This is a genomic window from Verrucosispora sp. TAA-831, assembly GCF_050780145.1.
Taxonomy (GTDB): domain Bacteria; phylum Actinomycetota; class Actinomycetes; order Mycobacteriales; family Micromonosporaceae; genus Micromonospora.
Genome location: NZ_CP192240.1, coordinates 4454615 through 4479489 on the forward strand (window position 1 = coordinate 4454615; position 24875 = coordinate 4479489).

A 24875-nucleotide genomic window follows, 5' to 3' on the forward strand; every position below is an offset into this window, starting at 1 on the left:
TGTAGCGACATGGTAGCCGCCGAACCAGGACAACACCGACCCAACGCACGCCCAGCGAATTTCACTGAGAGTAACCGAACTCGTCGTTGATGAAGCCGAGCACCTCGTCCAGCGATGCCGACTCCAGGTCGATGGCCGTCTCCTGCGGGAACCGTCCTTCCCAGGCCCGTAGCAGCTGTTCGAGACGCCGGGTGATCTCTGCGGGCTCGCCCGGCTCGGCCGTTCCCAGCGCCACGGCGATCCGGTCCAGTGCGGACTGCAGGTCCAGTGGGCCGACCGGGTCCGCCGCCCCCCGGGGCAGCAGGTCGCCGAGGTGCGCGGCCAGCTCGGCCGGCGACGGATGGTCGAACACCACGGTCGCCGACAGTTTCTGCCCCGTCTCCACGGCCAGCCGGTTGCGCAGCTCCACCGCCGTCAGAGAGTCGAGGCCCTGCTCCAGGAAGCCGCGGTCCGGGTCGACCGCGGCCGGGCCGGCGTGCCCCAGGACGGTCGCGGTGCAGGTGCGGACCAGATCGGACAGCGCACGGTCCCGGTCAGCGGCCGACAGCCCGGCAAGAGCTGAGGCCAGGGACGGAGCCGACGAAACGACCGGCGCGAGCTGGTGCGGGACCAGGTCGCGCAGCGGCGGGCTGACCGGCGCGGTGCGGGCGGCGAAACGCAGCGCCGCCACGTCGAGCCGGACCGGCACCAGCGCCGGCTCACCGGTCCGCAGGGCCCGGTCGAACAGGGCCAGGCCGTCGGCGGTCGCCAGCGGCGCGATACCGCCACGGCGCATCCGGCGCAGGTCCGCGTCGGTGAGCTTGCCGGCCATCCCGGCCCGGGCTTCCCACAGACCCCAGGCCAGCGACAGCGCCGGCCGGCCCTGCGCCGCGCGGTACTGGGCGAACGCGTCCAGGAAGGCGTTCGCGGCCGCGTAGTTACCCTGGCCCGGCCCGCCCAGGATGCCGGAGGCCGACGAGAACAGCACAAACGCGCCGAGGTCGGCGTCCAGGGTCGCCGCGTGCAAGTTGAGCACGGCATCGACCTTGGCGCGGAACACCTCGTCGACCTGCTCGTCGGTCATGGCCGCGATGACGCTGTCCCGGTTGACGCCGGCGGCGTGCACGACGGCGGTGAGCGGATGGTCGGCCGAGATCCCGGCGACCAGCTCGCGCACCCGAGCGGCGTCGGCAAGGTCGCAGGCGGCCAGGGTCACCTCGGCGCCCAGGGCGGTCAGGTCGTCGCGCAGCTCGGCGGCGCCGGGGGCGTCGGCCCCGCGTCGGCCGGCCAGCACCAGCCGGCGCACCCCGGCCGAGGCGACCAGGTGCCGGGCAAGTTCGCGGCCGAGGCCGCCGGTGCCTCCGGTGATCAACACCGTGCCTGCCGGGTCGACGGTGAACGCGGGCGCCGCCGGAACCGGCGCCGGCACCAGGCGCGGCACGAACGCCTGCCCGCCGCGCAGCACCAGCTGCGGTTCCGGGTCGGCGAGCGCGGCCGCCAGATCGTGCGCCGGCACCGTGTCGTCGGCGTCGACCAGCGAGAAACGGCCGGGCTGTTCGGCCTGGGCGGCGCGGATCAGGCCCCAGACCGCGGCGTGGGCGGGGTCGACCGGGGCGCCGGATGCGGCGGGGACCGCGTCGCGGGTGAGCACGACCAGGTGCGTGCCTGCTCGACCGTCGTCGGCGAGCAGACGGCGCACGACGGACAGCACCGTGGTCGTCGCCTCGCGCGCCGCGGACGCACCGGGTTCACCCGGTGCCGTCCCGACCGGCAGGACGAGCAAGGAAGCGGCCGGATCGAGCGCCGCCGGGTCCTCGACGGTCACCGCGGTCGGTGCGTCCGCGACCGGCCCGGCGAGCCGGTGCGGGACGAGGCTCACCCGGTACAGCCATTCCGGGCCGTCGTCGCCGGCCAGGTCGGACGGGGGCTCGGCGAACGTCACCCGGGCCGCGCGCAGCACGAGCCGGCCGGTGTCGTCGAGCAGCTCCACGTCGGTGACGGCGTCGCCGACGACCCGGAACCGCAGCCGCTGCGGCGCGGCCGTGGACAGCCGCTGGAGTTCCTGCCCGCTGCCCACCAGGCCACGGCCGGTCAGCAGGGACAACGCGGTGAGCGCCGCTCCGGGCGCGCCGCCGGGTCTCAGGTCCGCGTAGACCCGGTCGCCGGCGCGCCAGGCCGCGGTGACGATCCGCTGGGCGGGCCCCCAGCCCACACGGTCGTGCTCGAAGTCCAGCGGGACCGGCACGGCGCCGGCGGGCAGCCACCCGGTATCAGCGGACACGGTGGGCGCAACCGCGGAAGCCCGACCGGAAGCGCACACCGTCCACCCGTCCACACCGCTGCGGCGGGCGTACAGGCTGACCGCCCGGTACCCGCCCTCGTCCCGCTCCATCACCCGGATCTGCAGCTCGGCGCCGCCCCGGGCGGACAGCACGAACGGCGCTTCCACGGTCAGGTCGGCGAGCCCGGTGCAGCCGGCCTCCGCAGCCGCGTGCAGCAGCGCATCGGTGGTCGCGCCGGCGGGTAGGACCGGGCGGCCGTCCACAGTGAGGTCTGCGAGCCAGGAGCCCGCGTTGATCCGGGCGGAGTGCACCACGCTGCCGTCGGCGAGCGCGACGGGCGCGCCGAGCAGCGAGTGCCCACCCGCGTCCGGCAGCAGCCAGAAGTGCTCGCGGCGGAAGGCGTACGTCGGGATGGGCGCGGGATCGCCGGCGGGCAGCACGGCGGCGAGATCCAGGGGCACACCGTGCGACCACAGCCGGCCCACCGCCTCGGCGACGCCGACCCCGTCCGGGCGGTCCGCCCGCAGCAGCGGCAGCACGAGGCGGTCCCGTCCGTCGAGGGTCTCGGCGGCCATCGGGGTGAGCGCGGCGCCGGGGCCGATCTCCAGGTAGACCTCGGCGTCCAGGGCGGCGACCCCGTCGGCGAACCGCACCGTGTTCCGCACGTGCCGGACCCAGTAGTCGGCGGTGGTCAGATCGCCCGGCCCGGCGAGTGCGCCGCTGACGTTCGACACGACGGGTAGGGACGGCTGGGCGTACGCCACCGCAGCGGCGACCCGACGGAACTCCTCGAGCATCGGGTCCATCAGCGCGGAGTGGAACGCGTGGCTGACGGTGAGCCGCTTGGTCTTGTGCCCGGCCGCGGTCAGCCGCTCGGCGATCGGCAGGACGGCCTGTTCCTCGCCGGCGAGCACGATCGCCGACGGGGCGTTGACCGCCGCGACGCTCACCCGCGGGTCGTCGCCGATCAGAGCCCTCGCCTCGTCCTCGGTGGTCTGCACCGCCACCATGGCACCGCCGGGCGGCAGTTCCTGCATGAGCCGGCCGCGGGCGGCGACCAGGCGGACCGCGTCCGGCAGGTCGAGCACCCCGGCGATGTGGGCGGCGGTCAGTTCGCCGATCGAGTGGCCGACGAGGTAGGCGGGCACGACGCCCCAGGACTCGATCAGACGGTAGAGAGCGACCTCGACGGCGAACAGCGCCGCCTGGGTGTAGGCGGTCTGGTGGAGCAGGGCCCCCTCCTCGAAGATCACCGGGCGCAGGGGCCGGTCGAGCACCTCGTCGAAGCGGGCGCAGACCTCGTCGAGGGCTTGGGCGTAGACCGGCTGGGTGGCGTACAGCTCCCGGGTCATGCCCGGCCGCTGCGAGCCCTGACCGGAGAAGAGGACCGCCACCCGGGCACCGGCCACGGTGGCGCCCCGCCCGACGCGGGCGACCGTACGCAGGCCGGAGAGCAGCTCGTCGCGGTCGGCGGCGGTGATCGCGGTGCGCCGGTCGAACGCCGAGCGGGTCAGCGCCAGGGCCCGGGCGACGCCGGTCAGCGGCAGGTCGGGCCGGTCGAGCAGGTGGCGGCGCAGGCGGTCGGCCTGAGCGCGCAGCGCGTCGTCGGTGCGCGCGGACAGCAGCACCGGCACCGGCCGGTCGGCGGCCTCGACAGGAGCCTCGGCGGGAGGCGCCTCCTCGAGGATGACGTGGGCGTTGGTGCCACTGATGCCGAACGAGGACACCCCGGCCCGGCGCGGGTGGCCGTTGCGCTGCCAGGGCTGCGCCTCGGTGAGCAGCCGCACCTCCCCTGAGGTCCAGTCGACCTCGGTGGTGGGCTCGTCGACGTGCAACGTCTGCGGCAGCAGGTCGTGGTGCATGGCGAGGACCATCTTGATCACGCCGGCGACGCCTGCCGCAGCCTGCGTGTGCCCGATGTTCGACTTCACCGAGCCGAGCCACAGCGGCCGGTCACGGTCCTGGCCGTACGTCGCCAGCAGCGCCTGTGCCTCGATCGGGTCGCCGAGGCGGGTGCCGGTGCCGTGCGCCTCGACCACGTCCACGCCGGAAGCCTCGACACCGGCGTTGGCCAGGGCCTGCCGGATCACCCGCTGCTGGGACGGGCCGTTCGGCGCGGTCAGGCCGTTGCTGGCGCCGTCCTGGTTGACGGCCGAGCCGCGCACCACGGCGAGCACGCGGTGGCCGAGCCGCTGCGCGTCGGAGAGCCGCTCCAGCACCAGCACCCCGGCGCCCTCACCCCAGCCGGTCCCGTCCGCCGAGCCGGCGAACGCCTTGCACCGGCCGTCCGGCGCCAGCCCTCGCTGGCGGCTGAAGTCGACGAACGGCTCCGGCGAGGCCATCACGGTGACGCCGCCGGCCAGGGCGAGCCGGCACTCGCCGCGCAGCAGTGCCTGGGCGGCCCAGTGGATCGCCACCAGCGAGGACGAGCAGGCCGTGTCGATGGTGACAGCCGGCCCCTCGAGGCCGAGCGTGTAGGCGATCCGGCCGGAGGTCACGCTGGCCGAGTTGCCGGTGCCCAGATAGCCCTCCACCTCCGCCGGCACGTCGCGCAGCCGGGCCGCGTAGTGCCCGCCGTTGGTGCCGGCGAACACGCCGGTGTCGGTGCCCCGCAACGTCGCCGGGTCGATGCCCGCCTGTTCGACGGCCTCCCAGGCGGCTTCGAGGAGCAGCCGCTGTTGCGGGTCCATCGCGATCGCCTCACGCGGCGAGACGCCGAAGAACCCGGCGTCGAACTCGCCCGCGCCGTGCAGGAAGCCGCCCACGGTGGCGTACGTGGTGCCGGGGTGGTCGGGGTCCGGGTCGAACAGGGTGTCGAGGTCCCAGCCACGGTCGGCGGGGAACGGCGCCATCGCGTCACCGCCGCCGCTCAGCAGGCGCCAGAACTCGTCCGGTGTACGCACCCCGCCCGGGAAGTGGCAGGCCATGCCCACGATGGCGATCGGCTCGTCGACCAGCACCGCGACGGCCGTGGCCGTCTGCCGTCCATCGTCCCCGTCGCGGTGCAGGAAGTCCGCCAGCGCCGCCGGGGTCGGATAGTCGAAGACGGCGGTCGCCGGCAGCGTTCGGCCGAGCGCGGTCGCGAGCCGGTTGCGCAGCTCCACCGCGGTCAGCGAGTCGAATCCGATCTGCTGGAACGCCCGGTTCGGGTCCACGTCGCCCGGCCCGCCGTGCCCGAGCACTGCGGCCACCTCGAACCGCACCAGCGCGAGCAGTTCCGCCGCCGTGGTGGGACGGACGACGGCGGTCTCCTCGACGCGCGGCGCCGCCGCTGCCGGCGCCAGCTCGGCGAGCAGCGGGCTCGGCCGCACCGCGGTGAACGAGGCCGCGAACCGGTCCACGTCGAGGTCGGTGACCACGGTCGACGGGCCGCCCCACTGCACGAGGCGCTCCAGCACCGCCAGGGCGCGCTCGGGCGGCATCGGCCGGACCCCGTCGCGGGCCAGCCGCTCGCCGACCGCGCCCGCCGCCATGCCGGCGCCCGCCCACGGCCCCCAGGCCACGGCGGTGGCCGGCAGGCCGTCCTCGCGACGCTGCTCGGCCAGGGCATCCAGGTACGCGTTCGCGGCGGCGTAGTTGGCCTGGCCGGCCCCGCCCACCGCGCCCGCGAACGAGGAGAACAGGACCAGCGCGCCCACACGCTGCCCGGCGGTCAGCTCGTGCAGGTGCCGGGCGCCGTCCACCTTGACCCGCAGCACCCGGTCCAGGCGCTCCGGGGTGAGCGACGTGATCACCCCGTCGTCGAGCACGCCCGCGGCATGCACCGCCGCGGCGAGGGGCCGGTCCGCCGGAATCGACGCCAGCAGCGCGGCGACCGCCTCCCGGTCGGTCACGTCACACGCGGCGACGCTCACCGCGGCGCCGAGCCCGGTCAGCTCGGCGCGCAACTCGGCCGCGCCGGGCGCCGCCTCCCCGGACCGGCTGACCAGCAGCAGGTGCTGGGTGCTGTGCGCGGCGAGCCGGCGGGCCAGCTGAGCGCCGAGCCCGCCGGTGCCGCCGGTGATCAGAATGGTCCCGTTCACCCGCCGTGCCTGGCGCTCATCATCCGTGGCCGCCGGGCGGACCGGCGTCGGCTCCGGCTCGGCGAAGGCGGGCGTACGCACCAGGCGCCGCCCGAAGACGCCCGCGTCGCGGATTGCGACCTGGTCCTCGCCAGCGCCGCCGGTCACCACGGCGATCAGCCGCTGCCAGACCCGCTCGCCCGGTGCGGACGGCAGGTCGACCACACCGCCCCACAGCTGCGGCAGTTCGAGGGCGGCCACCCGGCCCAGCCCCCACACCTGCGCGGCCACCGGGTCTGCGACCCGGTCACCGGCTCCGGTGGACATCGCGCCGAACGTCACCGACCAGACCCGCGCCGTCGATCCGGCGTCGTGCAGGGTCTGCAACAGCGCGACGGTCTTCGGCAGGTCCAGCGCACAGAGAACGCCGGCCAGCGGTTCGGCGTCGGCCGGGTCGGTGACCACCCGGGCGCCGGCGGCGGTCAGCGCCCGGGTGGCCGGCTCCAGTCCGCCGTCCTCGGCGACGACCAGCCAGGTCCCCTCGGCGGCGAGACCGACCGGCTCCGGCAGCGGGCGCCAGAGCGCCTGGTAGCACCACGGCTCGTTCTCGGAAGCGGCAGCCGCTGGTGTCGCCCACCAGTAGCGGCGCCGCTGGAACGCGTACGTCGGCAGCTCCACCGGCCGCGCGCCGAGCCCGTCGAAGGCCGCGCCGGTGTCCCAGGCGTGGCCGTGCACCCACAGACGGGCCAGTGCGGCCGCGACCGCGACGGCCTCCGGCTGCCGGGGGTGCTGGGCCGGAACCACCACGGCCGGCTCCGCGCCGGTCAAACAGGCGCCGACCGCCCCGGACAGGATCGCGTCCGGGCCCACCTCGACGAACGTGCGTACGCCCGCAGCCTCGACGGCCCGGACCGCGTCGGCGAATCGGACGGCGAGCCGCAGGTGCCGCGTCCAGTAGTCGGCGGTCCGCAGGTCGTCGCCGGTGGCCGGGCGCCCGGTCAGGGTGGAGACGATCGGGACGGCCGGCTCGGCGTACGCCACGGTCTGTGCGACGGCCCGGAACTCCTCGGTGATCTCGTCCATGTGCCAGGAGTGGAAGGCGTGGCTGACCCGCAGCCGCCGGGTGCGCCGGCCACGATCCGACCAGAGCGCGACGACGGCGTCCACCACGTCGCTGTCGCCGGACACGACCACCGACTCCGGGCCGTTGACCGCCGCCACGTCCGCGCCGGCCGGCAGGTCGGCGTGGACCTCCGCCTCGGTCGCCGCCACCGAGGCCATCGCACCGGCCCGGTCGAGCCGCTGCATCAGCCGGGCCCGCGTCGTGATCAGCAGAGCGGCGTCGGCCAGGGAGAGGACTCCGGCGACATGCGCCGCGGCGAACTCGCCCACCGAGTGCCCGGCCAGCAGCGCCGGTCGTACGCCCAGCGACTCCAGCAGCCGGTAGAGCGCCACCTCGAACGCGAAGATCGCCGGTTGTGTGTACACGGTCTGGTCCAGCAGCGGTTCCTCGTCCGCGAACATCAGCTCCCGCAGCGGCCGGTCGAGGTGCGCGTCCACGTGGGTCAGCACATCGTCCAGTGCGGCCGCGAAGACCGGATAGGCCGCGGCCAGGTCCCGCCCCATCCCGGCGCGCTGGCTGCCCTGCCCAGTGAACAGGAACCCGAGCGGACCAGCTTCCTCCTCCACCGTTCCGGTGACCACCCCGCCGGACGACTCACCCCGGGCGATCGCCATCAGCCCGGCCCGGTGGCCGACGCTGTCGGTTGCCGTCACCGCGGCGCGATGCCGCAGTCCGGTCCGGGTCGTGGCCAGCGCCAGGGCGACGTCCACCGGCCGGTGTGGGCTGTCCCCAACGGTGTAGCGCAGCAGATGCCGCGCCTGGTCCCGCAGCGCCGCCGGGGTCGCCGCCGACACCACCCACGGAAGGGGCCGGTCGACCGGCTCCGGCGCCGCCTCGGGGTCCTCGGCCGGGCCTGCCTGCTCCAGGATCACGTGGGCGTTCGTGCCACTGATACCGAACGACGAGACGGCGGCCCGGCGCGCGCGGCCGGTCTCCGGCCACGGCGCCGCCTCCCGCAGCAGGCTGACCGCCCCGGCCGACCAGTCGACGTGCGGGGTCGGCTCGTCCACGTGCAGCGTGCGGGGCAGCACGCCGTGCTGCAGCGCCAGCACCGTCTTCATCACGCCGGCCACGCCCGCCGCGGCCTGGGTGTGCCCGATGTTCGACTTGACAGAGCCCAACCACAGCGGCCGGTCCGCTGGCCGGTCCTGCCCGTACGTGGCGAGCAGCGCCTGCGCCTCGATCGGGTCGCCGAGAACGGTGGCCGTGCCGTGTGCCTCGACCGCGTCGACGTCGGCCGTGGAGAGTCCGGCGTTGGCCAGCGCCTGCCGGATCACCCGCTGCTGTGAAGGACCGTTCGGCGCGGTCAGGCCGTTTGAGGCGCCGTCCTGGTTGACCGCCGAGCCGCGCAGCAGGGCCAGGACGCGATGGCCACGCCGGCGGGCGTCGGAGAGACGCTCGACGAGCAGCATCCCGGCGCCCTCACCCCAGCCGGTGCCGTCGGCGGCAGCGGCGAACGTCTTGCAGCGCCCGTCCGGCGCCAGCCCGCCCTGCCGACTGAACTCGATGAACGCGCCGGGCGTCGACAGGACCGTGACGCCGCCGGCGAGGGCCAGGTCACACTCGCCGGCCCGCAGCGCCTGCGCGGCCAAGTGCAGCGCGACCAGCGACGACGAGCAGGCGGTGTCCACGGTGACGGCCGGGCCCTCCAGACCGAGCTGGTACGCGATTCGGCCGGACATCACGCTGGCGGCGCTGCCGGTGATCAGGTAGCCCTCGCCACCGCGCTCGGCGCCCTGCATCAACGTCACGTAGTCCTGCCCGTTGGCGCCGACAAACACGCCAGTGCGGCTGCCCCGCAGCGCCACCGGGTCGATGCCGGCCCGCTCCACGGCCTCCCAGGCGGTCTCCAGCAGGATCCGCTGCTGCGGGTCCATCGCGGTGGCCTCGCGCGGGGAGATGCCGAAGAACTCCGCGTCGAAGTCCGGGGCGTCGTAGAGGAACGCCCCGGTCCGGGTGGTGGTCGTCCCGGGCCGGCCCGGCTCGGTCGACCAGAGGCTGTCCAGGTCCCAGCCACGGTCGGTGGGGAAACCGCCGACCGCCTCCACACCGTCGTCCAGCACCTGCCACAGCTCCTCCGGCGACCGGACACCGGCCGGGAAACGGCAGCTCATCGCCACGATCACGATCGGGTCGTCGGCGTCCGCCACGGTGACCGGGACCGGGGCCGCGGCGCCGGCCGGTGCGCCGGTCAGCTCGCCCAGCAGGTGGGCGACCAGGGCCTCGCCGGTCGGGTGGTCGAACACCAGGGTGGCGCCCAGGGTGAGGCCGGTGGCGGCGCGCAGCCGGTTACGCAGTTGCACGCCGGTCAGCGAGTCGAAGCCGAGGTCCTTGAACGTCCGGGTAAGCGACAGCCGGCGCGGCGAGTCGTGCCCGAGCACCGCCGCCGCATGCTCGCGGACCAGGTCCTCGACCGGTGCGCGCCGCTCGGCCGGCAGCAGCGCCGCCAGCCGGTCGGCCAGCCCGGGGCCGGCGGTCGAGCGGGCCGCCGCGACCCGCCGGGCACGGGTGCCGGGGAGGTCGCTGAGCACCGCCGGCAGCGTCCCCGCCGCGGCGAGCTCGCGCAGCTCGGCGACGTCGAAGTCGGCGGCCACCACGACCGGCTCGGCGCCGGCCCGGGCCGCGCGCAACAACGCCAGACCGTGGTCGGCCGTCAGCGGGGCGATGCCGCCGCCACCGATGCGGCGCAGGTCCGACGCGGACAGGTGCCCGGTCAGCTCGCTGCGCTCGGCCCACAGCCCCCACGGCACGGCCAACGCCGGCCGGCCCTGCCGGTGGCGGGACCGGGCGAAGGCGTCCAGGAACGCGTTGGCGGCGGCGTAGTTGGCCTGCCCGGCGGTCCCGACGGTGCCGGCGATCGACGAGAACAGCACAAACTCGCGCAGGTCGAGCCCGGCGGTCAGCTCGTGCAGGTGCCGCGCGCCGTCGACCTTGGCGCGCAGTGCGGTGTCGACCCGTTCCGGGGTCAGAGCGCCGACGACGCCGTCGTCCAGGGCGCCGGCGGCGTGCACCACGACGGTCAGCGGGTGCTCGGCAGGGACGGCGGCGATCGCGGCGGCCAGCGCGGCACGGTCTGCGGCGTCGGCCCGGGCCACGGTGACGCCAACGCCGAGGTCGCGCAGTTCCTCCGCCAGTTCCGGCGCGCCGGGCGCGTCGGCGCCGCGACGTCCGACCAGCAGCAGGTGTGCCACCTCTCCGCGGGCGGCCAGGTCGCGGGCCACCAGGCGGCCGATCGCGCCGGTGCCACCGGTGATCAGGGCCGTCCCGCCTGTCAGAGCCGGGCCGTCCACCGGAGCCGGGCCGCCTTCCGAGGTCGGGGCCGGCGCCGGATCGTCGGCTGCTGTCACCGGGACGAGGCGCGGCACGGTCAGCACACCGTCACGGAGCGCCAGCTCCGGTTCGCCGGTGCCCACGACGGCGTGCAGCACCACCCGGGAGGCCGGGGTGTCGTCGATGTCGACCAGCACGAGCCGGCCCGGCTCCTCCGACTGCGCCGAGCGCACCAGGCCACCGACCGCGGCGCCGGGCAGATCGTCGCGGTGGGTCAGCACCACCAGGGGCACGGTGGTGGTTCGCGGGTCGGTCAGCCAGGTCTGGATCACGCGCAGCGCCTCGTGCACCGCGGGCGCCACCTCGTCGTCGGGGCGCGCCGGGACGTCGAGGACCACGGTGGCGGGCAGTTCCGCGGCGGGGTCGGCAAGCAGGGCGGGCACGTCGGTGACGGCTGGCGGCTCACCCGGCGTGACCTGCGGCAGGGCGGTCCAGGCCACCCGGTACAGGCCACTGACGGCGGGATCGGCCGCGGCGAGCGTGCCCAGGCGTACCGCCGAAGCGGTGAGAACGAGTTGGTCGGCGCCGTCGGTGGCGGTGAGAGACCAGCCACCGGCCTGGCCCGGCGTGAGCCGCACCCGCAGATCGGTCGCGCCGGTGGCGTGCAGCACGACGTCGCGCCACTCGGTCGCCACCGCGCCGGGATCGGGCGTCGCCGCGCGAAGAGCGGCCGCGAGCAGGTGCGGGTGGATGCCGAAACCGGCCGGCGGCTCGACGTCGTCCGGCAGGCGCACCTCGATCGTGTCGCCCTCGCCCGCCGCAGCGACCGGTCCGGTGTGCCGCTCCCCCATCCCGTGCGCCAGCCGCGTCCACGCCGTGTCGTCGTCGCGCCGGGCGAAGATCTCCACCGTGCTCCGGCCGTCGTCGTCCGGCTCGGTGACGGTCACCTGCACCCGTGTGGCGGTCGTCGGGCTCAACGGCAGCGGCGCCTCGACGGTGAACGTGCCGAGCCGTTCGCAGTGGGCCTCGTCGCAGCCGCGCAGCGCCATCTCGACGAGCACCTCGACCGGCGCCGGCTCGCTGTACAGCCAGGAGTGGGTCGCCGCGGAGAGCCGGCCGGTCAGCAGCACTCCCCGCCCGCCGGCCTGCTCGACGGCCGCGCCGAGCAGCGGGTGGCCGGCGGCGGTTAGGCCCAGGCCGGCCGCGTCGCCTGCGGCCGGCGCCGGCAGCAGCCAGTAGTCGCGCCGCTGGAACGCGTAGGTCGGCAGATCCACCCGGCGGGTGTCCGGCGGCAGCAGAGCAGTCCAGTCCACGTCGACACCGGCGACGTCCGCCTCGGCCAGCGCGGCGGTCACCCGGGCCAGGCCGCCCTCGTCGCGTTTCAGGGTGCTCAGCACCGGCCCGCGCACCCCGGCGTCGTCGAGCACCGACTCGATCGACGCCTGCAGCACCGGGTGGGTGCTGATCTCCAGGAAGGTGGTGATCCGGTCGGCGGCCAGCGCCCGCACGGCCGGGTCGAACTCCACGATCTCTCGCATGTTGCGGAACCAGTAGTCGCCGTCGAGCGCGGTGGTGTCCCCTGGCCCGCCGGTCACGGTCGAGTAGAAGGCCACTGGTGCGGGGCCGGGCGTGACCGGGGCGAGCACCCGCAGCAGTTCCTCGCGCACCGCGTCGACCTGCGGGGAGTGAGCGGCGAGGTCGATGCCGCGGATGCGCCGGGCCCGGATCCCGTCGGCCTCCAGTTCGGCCTCCAGGTCGGTGAGCGCGTCCCGGTCGCCCGCGACGGTCACGGCCGCGGGACCGTTGATGGCCGCGATCGACAGCCGGCCCGCCCATTGCGGTAGGCGCCGCTCCAGTTCCTCGCGGGGGGCCAGGATCGAGGTCATGCTGCCGGCGCCGGCCATCGCCCGCTGCGCGGCCTGGCTGCGCAACGCGATGATGCGGGCCGCGTCGCGCAGGCTAAGAGCGCCACACACGTACGCCGCGGCGATCTCGCCCTGGCTGTGCCCGACCACCGCGGCCGGCTCGACCCCGACGGACCGCCACAGTGCCGCCAGCGACACCATGGTGGTGAACAGCACCGGCTGGACCACGTCGGTACGCTCCATCGACGGCGCGCCGTCCGCACCGGCCAGCAAGTCCCGCACGGACCAGTCCTGGAACTCGCGCAGGGCGGCGTCGCACTCCTCGACGCTGGCCCGGAACACCGGTGAGGTCGCCAGCAGCTCCGTCACCATGCCTGGCCACTGTGTGCCCTGGCCGGGGAAGACGAAGGCGATCGGCGTGCGGGTCGCCACGCCGGTGACGACGCCGGGAGCCTCCGCGCCGGCCGCCAGAGCGCGCAGCCCGGCGACGAGGTCCTCGCGGTCACGGCCGATCACACCGGCCCGGTGCTCCAAACGGGCCCGGCCGGTGGTCAGGGTCGCCGCGATGCCGGCGAGATCCGGGGATCCGGTCCCGGCAAACGCGGCCAGCCGCTCGGCCTGTGCCCGCAACGCTTCGGGCGAGTTGCCGGACAGCATCCACGCGGTCGGCCCGGACAGTTCCGGTGCGAGGTCTGCGGGGGCCGTGGGGGTCGCGGGGTGATCCTGCGGCGCCTCCTCCAGGATCACGTGCGCGTTGGTGCCGCTGACGCCGAACGATGAGACACCAGCGCGGCGTGGGCGGCCGGTGACCGGCCACGACACGGTCTCCGGCAGCAGTTCCACGGTACCGGCCGACCAGTCCACGTACGGCGTCGGCGCGTCCTGGTGCAGCGTGCGCGGCAGGATCCCGTGCCGCATGCCGAGCACCATCTTGATCACGCCGGCCACGCCCGCGGCCGCCTGCGTGTGCCCGATGTTCGCCTTCACCGAGCCGAGCCGTAGCGGCCGGTTCGCCGGCCGGCCCGGTCCGTAGGCGGCGATCACGGCCGACGCCTCGATCGGGTCACCGAGCCGGGTGCCGGTGCCGTGCGCCTCCACCGCGTCCACGTCCGCCGCCTCCAGCCCGGCGCTGGCGAGGGCCCGCCGGATCACCCGGGTTTGCGCGGGCCCGTTCGGCGCGGTCAGCCCGTTGCTGGCGCCGTCCTGGTTGACCGCCGACCCGCGCAGCACCGCCAGGACCGGATGGCCGTGACGCTGCGCGTCGCTGAGCCGTTCGAGGACGATCATGCCGGCGCCCTCGCCCCACGCGGTGCCGTCGGCGGCCGCCGCGAACGGTTTGCACCGGCCGTCGGCGGCGAGCGCGCGCTGCCGACTGAACTCCAGGAACGGCGCGGGCGTGGCCATCACGGCGACACCGCCGGCCAGCGCGAGCGAGCACTCGCCCTGCCGCAGCGCCTGAGCGGCGAGGTGCAGCGCGACCAGCGACGACGAGCAGGCGGTGTCGACGGTGACGGCCGTGCCCTGCAGGCCGAAGGCGTACGCGATCCGGCCGGACAGCACGCTCCCGGCGGTGCCGGTGCTGAGGAAGCCCTCGACGTCGCCGGGCACCCGGTCCAGCCGGGTGGCGTAGTCGTGGAACATCGCTCCCACGAACACGCCGACCCCGCTGCCGCCCAGGCTCAGCGGATCGATCCGAGCGCGTTCGAACGCCTCCCAGCTGATCTCCAGCAGCAGCCGCTGCTGCGGGTCCATGGCGAGGGCCTCGCGCGGGGAAATGCCGAACAGTTCGGCGTCGAACGCGGCGGCCGAGGTCAGGAAACCACCGGTGCGCACGTAGCTGGTGCCCGGGTGATCCGGATCGGGGTGGTAGAGCGCGTCGACGTCCCAGCCGCGGTCGCCGGGGAAGGCCGTCATCGCCTCCCGGCCCTCGGTGATCAGCTCCCACAGTTCCTCGGGTGTGCCGACCCCACCGGGATAACGGCAGCTCATCGCCACGATGGCGATCGACTCCGCCGGGTCGGCCGGCGGCTCGGCCGGCGCGGTCGCGGACTCGCCGCCGGCCAGGTGCCGGGCCAGCGCCTGCGGGGACGGGTGGTCGAACGCCGCCGTCGCCGCCAGGGGCCGGCCGGTCGCGGCGATCAGCCGGTTGCGCAGTTCCACCGCAGTCGCCGAGGTGAGGCCGTGGTCCTGGAAGGTCCGGCCGGGCTGTACGTCCGCCGGGCCGGACAGGCCGAGCACAGCGGACGTCTCGGTCAGTACGACGGTGAGGGCCTGCTGCTCGGAGAGGTCGCCGAGCCGGTCGGCCACCGTGGGCGCGAGGGCCCGCAGGACGGGTGGCACCACCTCGCCGAGGGCCGCGACGTCGATGGCGACGGGCAGCAGCTCCGGTTCGGGGGACATCATGGCGACCGAGAAGAGCGACAGGGCCTGCGCCGGGGTGAGCGGCGCGCACCCGCCGGGCCAGGCGGCGAGATCGTCGTCCGGCGCCGGGCCCCGGGCCAGGGTGACGGTCTGCAGTCCGGCGGCGCGGCGGCGGACGGCGAGCGCGCCGGCAAAACCGGCCGCGGCCGCCCGCTCCGGTTCCGCCGGGACGCCCAGCGCCGGCGCCGCGGTGGTGAACAGCACGAGCGCCGGTCCGCCGGGCTCGCTGTGCGCCCGGTGAAGCTCCCACACCTCGTCCGGGTCCTCGTCGGCGGAGGTGTGCACGATCGCCGCCACCCGGCTGTTCGCGTCCCGGCCGTGCGTGGCGCCGAGGCCGGCGAGAGCGTCCGCCACGCCGTCCGGTTCGCCGTCGACGACCAGGTGGCGCACGCCGTGCCGGGCCGCCAGGTGCTGCGCGACCTCCCGGCGACGGGCGCCGGTCACCACTACGGTCTCGTCCGGCGGGAACGCCGGGATGCCGTCAGCGGCAGCCCGCACCAGGCGCGGCACGTAGGAATGACCGCCCCGGACGGCCAGCCGAGCTTCGCCGGCCGGCCCGGCGACCGCGGCGTCCGGGTCGTCGACGTCGACCAGGACCATCCGGTCGCCGACGGTGCCCGCGCGCGCCGCCGCCATCGCGTGCACCGCGGCGGCGGTCGGCTCGGGCAGTTCCCCGGGCCGGACCGCGACGGCGCCGCGGGTCACCACGGTCAGCCGTCCGGTGGCGCCGGCCAGTCGCTGCTCCAGCAGCTCGGCGGCACGCAGGACGATGTCGCGGACCCCGGCCGGATCGGGCGCCGGGGTCAGGTCGAGGACGTCACCGGCACGGACCGCGGCGGCGCCCCGGGCCGGTTCGGCCGGCGTCCAGGTGAGCCGGAACAACGAGTCGGTACGGCCGTGCACACCGAGCAGGCGGGCGGGTGTCCCGGCCAACCGGTGCCGGGTGATCTTGCCGGAGACGGTGCGCGGGATCGCCTCCACGGCGTACAGCGCGACCGGCACCTTGTAGTAGGACAGCCGCGCCCGCAGCGTCGCGAACGCCGCGGACACGTCGAACTCGGCGGCGTCGAGCACGACGTAACCGACCGGCTGCTCGCCGAGCACCTCGTCGGGTTCGCCGGCGGCGGCCGCGTCGGTCACGCCGGGAATCTCGCGCAACACCTCGTCGATCTCTCCGGGGTGGATGTTCTCCCCACCGCGGATGATCAGATCCTTGATCCGGCCGCTGATCGTCAGGTGCCCCGCGGCGTCCCGGCGGGCCAGGTCACCGGTGTGGTACCAGCCGTCGCGCAGCGCCTCCGCGGTCGCCTCGGGCCGCTCGTGGTAGCCGAGCATCAGGCTGGGTCCGCGCACCCACACCTCACCCTCCGCCCCGGCCGGCGCCTCCGCGCCGGTCTCCGGGTCGGCGATCCGCACGTCGAGGCCCGGCACCGGCAGACCGCAGGAGCCGTCCGGCACCGGCGCCTGCGGCGGCGACATGGTGATCGCGCCACACGTCTCGGTGCTGCCGTAACTGTCGAGCAGCCGGACGCCCACCGCATCCAGGAACGTCGCCCGCAGCGCGGCGCTCGCCACGGCGCCCGTGCACAGGCACACCCGCAGGCCGTCCACCCGGACCGCGCCGCGCCGGGCCTCCTGCGTCAGGTAGTGGTACATGGTCGGCACCCCGGCCAGCACCGTGTAGCCGCCGGTCGTCAGCTCGGCGGCGACCTGCTCGGCGGCGAACCCGGGCAGGATCCGCGCGGACGCGCCGGCCGCGGTCACCCCGACCACGGCCAGGATGTGCGAGAGGCTGTGGAACATCGGCAGCGGCCACAGCAGGTGGTCGCCGGCGTGCAGGCCCAGCAGCGGCTCGTACGACGACCGGATCGACCACAGGCAGCTGCGCTGGGTGGAGAGCACACCCTTGGGCCGTCCGGTGGTCCCCGACGTGTAGAGCATCCACGCCACCTCGTCGAGGCCGAGGTCGTCGCGGGGCGCCACGCCGGAATCGGTGGTGGCCAGCCGCTCGAACTCGGCGCCGCCGGACACCACGGTCACGCCGGCCGGCAGCGCCGCACGCACCTCGGCCGCCCGTCCCGCCTCGGCGAACACCAGGCGGGCACCGCTGTCCGCGACCAGGTACGCCAGCTCGTCCACCGTGGCCAGGTGGTTCACCGGCACACCGGTTCCGGCCGCACGGAGCACGGCCAGGTACGCCTCCACCTGCGCGACGGTGTTGCCGAGCATCAGCACCACCCGGTCCCCTCGGCGGAGCCCGAGCGCGGCGAGGTGCCCCGCGGCCCGCCCGGTCCGCTGTGCCAGCTCCGCGTACCCGACACTGCGGGTGTCGTCGCGGTAGGCCACCTTGCCGGGAAAGCGCCCGGCGTTGGCCAGCAGCAGCTGCGGCAGTGCTCGGGTCGGCTCGGAACGCGGCACCTGGGTCTCCCGATGGTCGAAGCGGAAAGAGGCTCAGCGCACGTCGTCGTTGAGAAAGCTGCTGCCGCGCACGATGTTGGAGCGCAGCATCTTAGTGCCGTCGACGCCCTTGCGGGTGCGGCGCAGCAGGAGCAGCAGCGGGTTGGCGCGCTGCATCATCCGGGCGGTGGAGTGGATGCGCTTGGCGCGCGGCCGACGGACCTGCTCGTACCGGCGCAGAGCCCCCTGCGGGTCGGCGGCCGCCGCGGTGGTGGTACGGCTGAGCACCCAGGCGTCCTCGAGTGCCTGGTTGACGCCCATGCCGATGCGGGGCGGCACCACGTGGGCGGCGTCGCCGACCAGCGTGATACGTCCGCGGCCCCACGGCCGGTCGACCCGGTGCAGCAGGTGCGGCGCGATGGCGATGTCGTCCTCGGTCAGCGCGTCGAGTAGCTGCCGCACGGGTGCGGCCCAGCCGCCGAAATCGCGACGCAGCGCGGCGAGCCGGGAGCCGCTGGACGTACCCTCGGCGGCGTCGGCCGTCTCCCGCCCGGCGGGGATGTGCCGCAGCGCGCCGGTCCACGGCACCTCAAACGCCCAGTGGATCAGGCCCGGCCCGACCGGGTGGATGGTGCAGAGCCCGACCTTGCCGTAGTAGGTGGGCACGACGTGTTCGGAATCCATGGTGATGGGCGCTTTTGTGGTGCCGTGCCACGAGGCGAGGCCCATGGCGCGCGGCAGCACGTCGCCCATCAGGTGGCGGCGCACCACCGACCGGTAACCGTCTGCGCCGATCAGCACATCGCCCTCGGCCGTGGTGCCGTCGTCGAAGTGGGCGACGGCACGGGACGCGGTTTCCTCGATCCGCACGCAGCGCTTGCCGAACCGCAGCACGCCGGGAGGCAGGGCCTCGACGGCGCGTTCCATCACGGTGCCCCGCATCACCCCCAGGCCGGGTGTGCCCAGATCGTCGGCGATCGCGGTCATGTCGGTACGCATCAGGGGGCGGCCGTCGTATGACCAGACGTCGGCCGCGTCGATGCGCTGCCCCAGCCCGTCCAGCCGCAGCCCCAGGTCTTTCATGATGCCGGTGCCGTTGTGCCAGACCATCACGCCGTTGCCGCCGTCGCGCAGCTGCGTCGCGCGCTCGTACACCTCGACGTCGTGCCCGGCACGGGCCAACCCGACCGCCGTCAGCGTGCCGCTGACGCCAGCGCCGATGATTACCGCCTTCATCGTCTCTCCCCAGAGGTGCTCGAACGGATCAGGTCTGCGAGGGGTCCATCGCCCGCTGGATCAGCGCGGCGACGTCGAGGTCGTCGATGGCGATGTCGGCGCCGTCCGGCGCGGTGGCCGCGGGGACGTCCGGCGCGGCCGCGAGGCTGACGATCGCGTCGTAGAGACCGGCCTGGTGGAACCGCTGCAGCGGGATGGTGGCGAGCAGCCGGTGGAAATCGGCGGTGGCCGGGTCGACGTCGGGCGCCTCCGCCGGGGGCCGCAGTTCGCGGTCGAGCATGGCGGCCAGCGCGCCGGGGCTGGGGTTGTCGAAGACCAGCGTCGCGGGCAGACGCAGCCCGGTGGCGGTGGTGAGACGGTTGCGCAGCTCCACGGCGGTCAGCGAGTCGAACCCGAGGTCCTTGAACGCCCGCCCCGCGCCGATCTCACCGGTGTCGGCATGGCCGAGCACCGCAGCCGCCGAGGAGCGGACCAGGTCCAGCAGCACCCGGGCCCGCTCGGCCGGTGCCAGCCCACGGTAGCGCTGCCCGGACGTCTCGGCCGGGACCCGCTCGCCGCCGGACCGGGCGGTCGGCCGAGCCGCCGCGCCGGCCAGCCCGCGCAGCAGGGCGGGCACCACGCCGGGACCGGAGTCGTCGCGCAGCGCCGCGAGGTCCACCCGCAGCGGCGCCAGGACCGGGTCGGCGTGGCGCAGCGCCGCGTCCCACAGCCGCAGGCCCTCGTCGCTGGTCAACGGCGCCACACCGCCCCGGGCGAGGCGGCCCAGGTCGGTGTCGCCGAGGTGCCCGGTCATCGAGCTGCGCTGCGCCCACAGGCTCCAAGCGAGTGAGGTCGCCGGCCGGCCGGCGGCCCGCCGGCGTACGGCGAGGGCGTCCAGGTAGGTGTTCGCGGCGGCGTAGTTGCCCTGGCCCGGCGCGCCGAGCAGGCCGGCCGCGGAGGAGAACAGCACGAACTCCATGAGGTCGTGGTCGCGGGTGCAGGCGTCGAGGTTCTCCGCCACGTCCACCTTGGCCCGCAGCACCGCGTCGAAGGCGGCCGGCGTCAGGGATCCCACCAACCCGTCGTGCAGGATGCCTGCGGCGTGCACGACGCCGGTGAGCGGGCGCTCCGGCGGAATCGCCGCCAGCAGGGCCGTCAGCGCGTCCCGGTCGGCGGCGTCGCAGGCCACGACGGTGGCGGTGGCGCCGCGTCCGGCGAGGTCGGCGACCAGCTCGGCGGTGTCCGGCGCGTCGGCGCCGGACCTGCTGACCAGCAGCAGATGGCGTACGCCCCGGTCGGCGAGATGCCGCGCGAGCAGCCGCCCGAGGGTGCCGGTCCCGCCGGTGATCAGGACGGTGCCGTGCCGCTCCCACGGCTGCGGCAGGGTCAGCACCACCTTGCCGGCGTACCGGGCCTGGCTGATCCGGCGGAACACCTCCGGTGCCTCGCGCACGTCCCCGACGTGGGCGGGCAGCAGCCGCAGCGTGCCGTCGCCGAACAGCCGCACGAGCTCGGTGAACATCTCCTGGATGCGGTCCGGTCCCGCCTCCACCAGGTCGAAGGAGCGGTACCGGGCGCCGCCGAGCGAGCCGGGATCGCGCCGGTCGGTCTTGCCCATCTCGACGAACCGGCCGCCGGGGCCGAGCAGCCCGGCCGACGCGTCGACGAACTCGCCGGCGAGGCTGTTGAGGACCACGTCCAGACCGCCTGGGAAGCGTTCCGCGAACGACAGGTCCCGCGAGTTGCCGATGTGCTCGTCGTCCAGGCCCAGCCCGCGCAGTACGTCCCACTTGCCGACACTCGCGGTGCCGTAGACCTCGGCGCCCCAGTGCCGGGCCAGCTGTACCGCGGCCTGGCCCACGCCACCGGCGGCCGCGTGCACCAGAACCCGTTCGCCGGCTCGCAGCCCGGCCAAATCGTGCAGGGCGTACCAGGCGGTGAGGAAGACGATCGGCATGGACGCGGCCTGGGTGAACGACCAGGCGTCCGGGATACGGGTCAGCATCCGGTGGTCGGAGACGGCCGTCGGCCCGAACGCGCCGGTGAACAGGCCGGTGACCCGGTCGCCCGGCGCGAGCGACGTGACGTCCGGCGCGACCTCGAGGACGGTGCCGGCGGCCTCGCTGCCGAGTAGGGCCAGGTCCGGGTACATACCGAGGGTGATGAGCACGTCGCGGAAGTTGACGCCGGCGACGCGGACGGCCACCCGGACCTGGCCGGCTTCCAGGGCGGCCGCCGACTCCGGAGCGGGCCGGATCGCCAGGCCGTCGACCGATCCGGCGCCGGTGGCGTCCAGACGCCACGGGCCGGGCTCGGCGGGCGTCCGCAGGGCGCGACCGGCGACTGGGCGCAGGCGCGGCACCCAGGCCTTGCCGCCGCGGATCGCGACCTCGGGGTGGGCCCCGTCGATCAGGCCGGCCGGCAGCGGGTCCAGGGTGTCGACGTCGACGAGCACGAACCGGCCGGGGTTCTCCGACTGGGCGCTGCGGACCAGGCCGCGCACTGCCGCATGGGCCAGGTCATGAACCTCGTCGCGGTCCTGCACCGCGACCGCGCCGCGGGTGACGATCGCCAGGCGGGAGTCGGCGCCGGCCAGCTCGGCAGTGAGCTGCTCGTGCACGGCGAGCAGAACCGTGCGGACGTCGCCGGTCGGGCACTCGGTGATCACCACATCGGTCGCCGCGGCGACAGGGGCGGCCGGCGTCCACTCCAGGGCGTACAGGTCGTCGTCGGGGGCTGCGGCGGGGGCTGCCGCTGGCGCGCGCAGTGTCAGCGAGCCGATCGACACCACCGGGGCCCCGGTGGTGTCGGTGGCGGTCAGGGCGAGCGTCCCGGGCGCCGCCGAGGTCAGCCGGACCCGCAACTCGGCGGCGCCGGCAGCGTGCACCCGCACGTCCTGGAAGCTCCACGGCAGCCGGGCGGCGCCGTCGTCTGGCAGCAGGCCGCCTGCTCCGGCGGCGTGCAGGGCGGCGTCGAGCAGGGCCGGGTGCAGCAGATAGTCAGCGGCGCCGTCACCGGGCAGGCGCACCTCGGCGTACACGGCGTCGTCGCCCGTCCACACCCGATGCAGTCCCCGGAAGGACGGCCCGTACTCCAGCCCACGCCCGGCCAGATCGTCGTACAGGCCGGTGAGATCCACCGGGGACACCTCGGTGGGCGGCCACGACACCACGGTCGACAGCGCCGGAACCGCGGCGCTGCTCAGCACACCCTCGGCGTGCCGAATCCAGCGGCCGGCGGCACGGGAGTGCACCACGACCGACCAGCGGCCTGCCTCCGCCGCGGTGACACCGACCTGCAGCTGCGCCGGTACGACCAGCGGCGCCCTCAGGGTGAGCCCCTCGACCACGGTGGCGCCCACCTCGTCGCCGGCGCGGACGGCCAGCTCCAACAGCCCGGTCCCGGGGAGCAGGACCTCGTCGCGCACCCGATGGTCGGCCAGCCAGGGCTGGGTGTCGGCGGCGAGCCGCCCGGTGAGCAGCACCGTGTCCTCGCCGGCGACCGGCACCACCGCGCCGAGCAGCGGGTGCGCCGCCGGGCCGAGACCGGCCGCCCCGACGTCACCGGCGCCACGGGGGCGGCTCGCCCAGAAGGCGCGGCGCTGGAACGGGTAGGTGGGCAGGTCCACCCGCCGCGCATCCGGGAAGATCGTGGTCCAGTCGACCGGGACACCACGCACCCAGGCCTCGCCGAGCTGGCGGTAGAGGCGGGTGAGCCCGCCCTCGTCGCGGCGCAGCGTAGCCACGACCACCGCGTCGACACCGGCCGCCTGGCTCGTCTCCTCGATGCTCAGGGTCAGCACGGCGTGCGGGCTGACCTCGACGAACGCGCCGAAACCGGCGGCCAGCAGGGCGCTGACCGCCGGTTCGAACTCGACGGTGTCGCGCAGGTTGCGGTACCAGTAGCCGGCGGTCAGCGACCGGTGCTCGGCGAAACCGGCGGTGACCGTGGAGAAGAAGCGGACGTCGCCGTCGCGCGGCGTGATCGGCGCGGCGATCCGGGTCAGCTCGTCGCGCAGCTGCTCTACTTGCGGTGAGTGCGAGGCGTAGTCGACTGGGATCATGCGGGCCCGGACACCGGCCGTCTCGCAGGCGTCGCGCAGCATGGTCAGCGGGCCGGGCGGGCCGGAGACCACCGTGGAGGACGGTCCGTTGACGGTGGCCACCGACAGCTCGGGGAAGTCGCGGGCGAGACGCTCGCGCACGTCGGCCACCGGCAGCGCGAGCGAGAGCATGCCGCCCTGGCCGGCAAGCCGCAGCAGCGCCCGGGAGCGCAGCGCCACGAGGCGGGCGGCGTCCGGCAGCGAGAGCGCGCCGGCGACGCAGGCGGCGGCGATCTCGCCCTGGCTGTGTCCCAGCACCGCAGCCGGGCGGACGCCGTGGGCCTGCCACACCTCGGCGAGCGACACCATCATGGCGAAAAGGGCGGGCTGGACCACGTCGACCCGGTCCAGGGAGGGTGCGCCCGGCGCGCCGGTGAGCACGTCGAGCAGTTTCCAGTCGACGTGCGGGGCGAGCGCGTCGGCGCACGCGGCCATCCGCTTGGCGAACACCGGCGACGTGCGCAGCAGCTCGGCCGCCATGCCGGGCCACTGCGAACCCTGGCCGGGGAAGACGAAGACGACGCCGTCGTGGGTCGCGTCGGCGGTACCGCTGACCACGTCGGCGGTGATCTCCCCGCCGGCCAGCGCCGCGAAGCCTGCCCGGGCCGCGCCGGGGTCGGCGGCCACGACGACCGCTCGTGCCGGCTGCGGGGTGCGGGCGACGGCGAGGGAGTGGCCGAGGTCCGCGACGGGGACGTCGGGCAGCGCGGCCATCCGGGCGGCCAGCTCGCGCAGGGCCGGTTCGGAGCGGGCGGACAGCGGGAGCGGCGCGACGGCGGGTACGGCGGCCTCGGCAAGAGCCTCAGCCGGAGGCGCCTCTTCGAGGATCACGTGGGCGTTGGTGCCGCTCATCCCGAACGAGGACACCCCGGCCCGGCGCGGGTGGCCGTTGCGCTGCCAGGGCTGCGCCTCGGTCAGCAGCCGTACCTCCCCCGACGTCCAGTCCACCTCGCGCGTCGGCTCGTCCACGTGCAGGGTGCGTGGCAGCAGGTCGTGACGCATTGCCAGGACCATCTTGATCACGCCAGCCACGCCTGCCGCCGCCTGTGTATGCCCGATGTTCGACTTCACCGACCCCAGCCACAACGGCCGGTCCCGGTCCCGGCCGTACGTCGCCAGCAACGCCTGCGCCTCGATCGGATCACCGAGACGGGTCCCGGTGCCGTGCGCCTCCACCACGTCTACCCCGGAGGCCTCCACACCCGCGTTGGCCAGGGCCTGCCGGATCACCCGTTGCTGCGACGGGCCGTTAGGTGCGGTCAGACCGCTGGAGGCGCCGTCCTGGTTGACCGCCGAACCGCGCACCACGGCGAGCACGCGGTGGCCGAGCCGCTGCGCGTCGGAGAGCCGCTCCAGCACCAGCACACCGGCGCCCTCACCCCAGCCAGTGCCGTCCGCCGCGCCCGCGAACGCCTTGCACCGGCCGTCCGGCGCCAGCCCTCGCTGCCGGCTGAACTCGAGGAAGGCTCCGGGGGTGGACATCACGGTGACACCGGCGGCCAGGGCCAGGGTGCTCTCGCCAGCGCGCAGCGACCGGACCGCGAGGTGTAGCGCGACCAGCGACGACGAGCAGGCGGTGTCGACGGTGACGGCCGGGCCTTGGAAGCCGTACGTGTAGGAGAGCCGGCCACTGAGCACACTGGCTGCGGTGCCGGTGCCGATGTAGCCCTCCAGTTCCTCCGGCGCATTCGTGGCGACCGAGGCGTAGTCCTGGCTGTTGCTGCCGACGAAGACGCCGGTGGTGCTGCCGCGCAACGTGTCGGGACGTACCCCGGCGTCCTCGAGGGCCTCCCAGCTCGTTTCGAGGAGCAGCCGCTGCTGCGGGTCCATCGCGATCGCCTCGCGCGGCGAGATGCCGAAGAAGGCGGCGTCGAAGTCGCCGGCCGCAGTGAGGAAGGCGCCGTGGCGGGTGGTGGAGGTGCCAGTCCGCTCCGGGTCCGGGTCGAACAGCGCGCCGAGGTCCCAGCCCCGGTCACCCGGGAACTCGCCGACCGCGTCGGCGCCGCTCTCCAGCAGCCGCCACATGTCACCGGCCGAGGAGATCCCGCCGGCGAATCGGCAGGCCATACCGACCAGCGCGATCGGCTCGCGGTCCCGTTCCTCGGCGTCGCGCAACTGCCGCCGGGTCCGCTGCAGATCTGCCGTCAACCGTTTCAGGTATTCGACGGTCTTTTCTTCGTTCGACATTCACGCAACCCGTCTGTCGCGGCCCGAAAGAAC

Annotated in this window: 3 protein-coding genes; all 3 read right to left on the bottom strand. The window is 75.2% G+C overall.

The window, feature by feature from the left end; genetic code table 11:
- Nucleotides 1–61 precede the first annotated feature (61 nt).
- From ACQVFL_RS19890 to ACQVFL_RS19900, 3 genes are read right to left on the bottom strand one after another with little or no spacing between them, the layout of a single operon-like run.
- Entirely contained in the window at nt 62–17359 is a 17298-nt protein-coding gene (locus ACQVFL_RS19890; protein WP_431727286.1) for an SDR family NAD(P)-dependent oxidoreductase, read from the bottom strand.
- A 33-nt stretch (nt 17360–17392) separates the two neighbouring features.
- Nucleotides 17393–18574, bottom strand: a complete 1182-nt coding sequence (locus ACQVFL_RS19895; protein ID WP_431727287.1) for an FAD-dependent oxidoreductase — start codon at nt 18572–18574, stop codon at nt 17393–17395.
- 28 nt (nt 18575–18602) lie between these two features.
- Nucleotides 18603–24842, bottom strand: coding sequence for an SDR family NAD(P)-dependent oxidoreductase (locus ACQVFL_RS19900; protein ID WP_431727288.1), 6240 nt, complete (start codon nt 24840–24842; stop codon nt 18603–18605).
- Nucleotides 24843–24875: the final 33 nt, after the last annotated feature.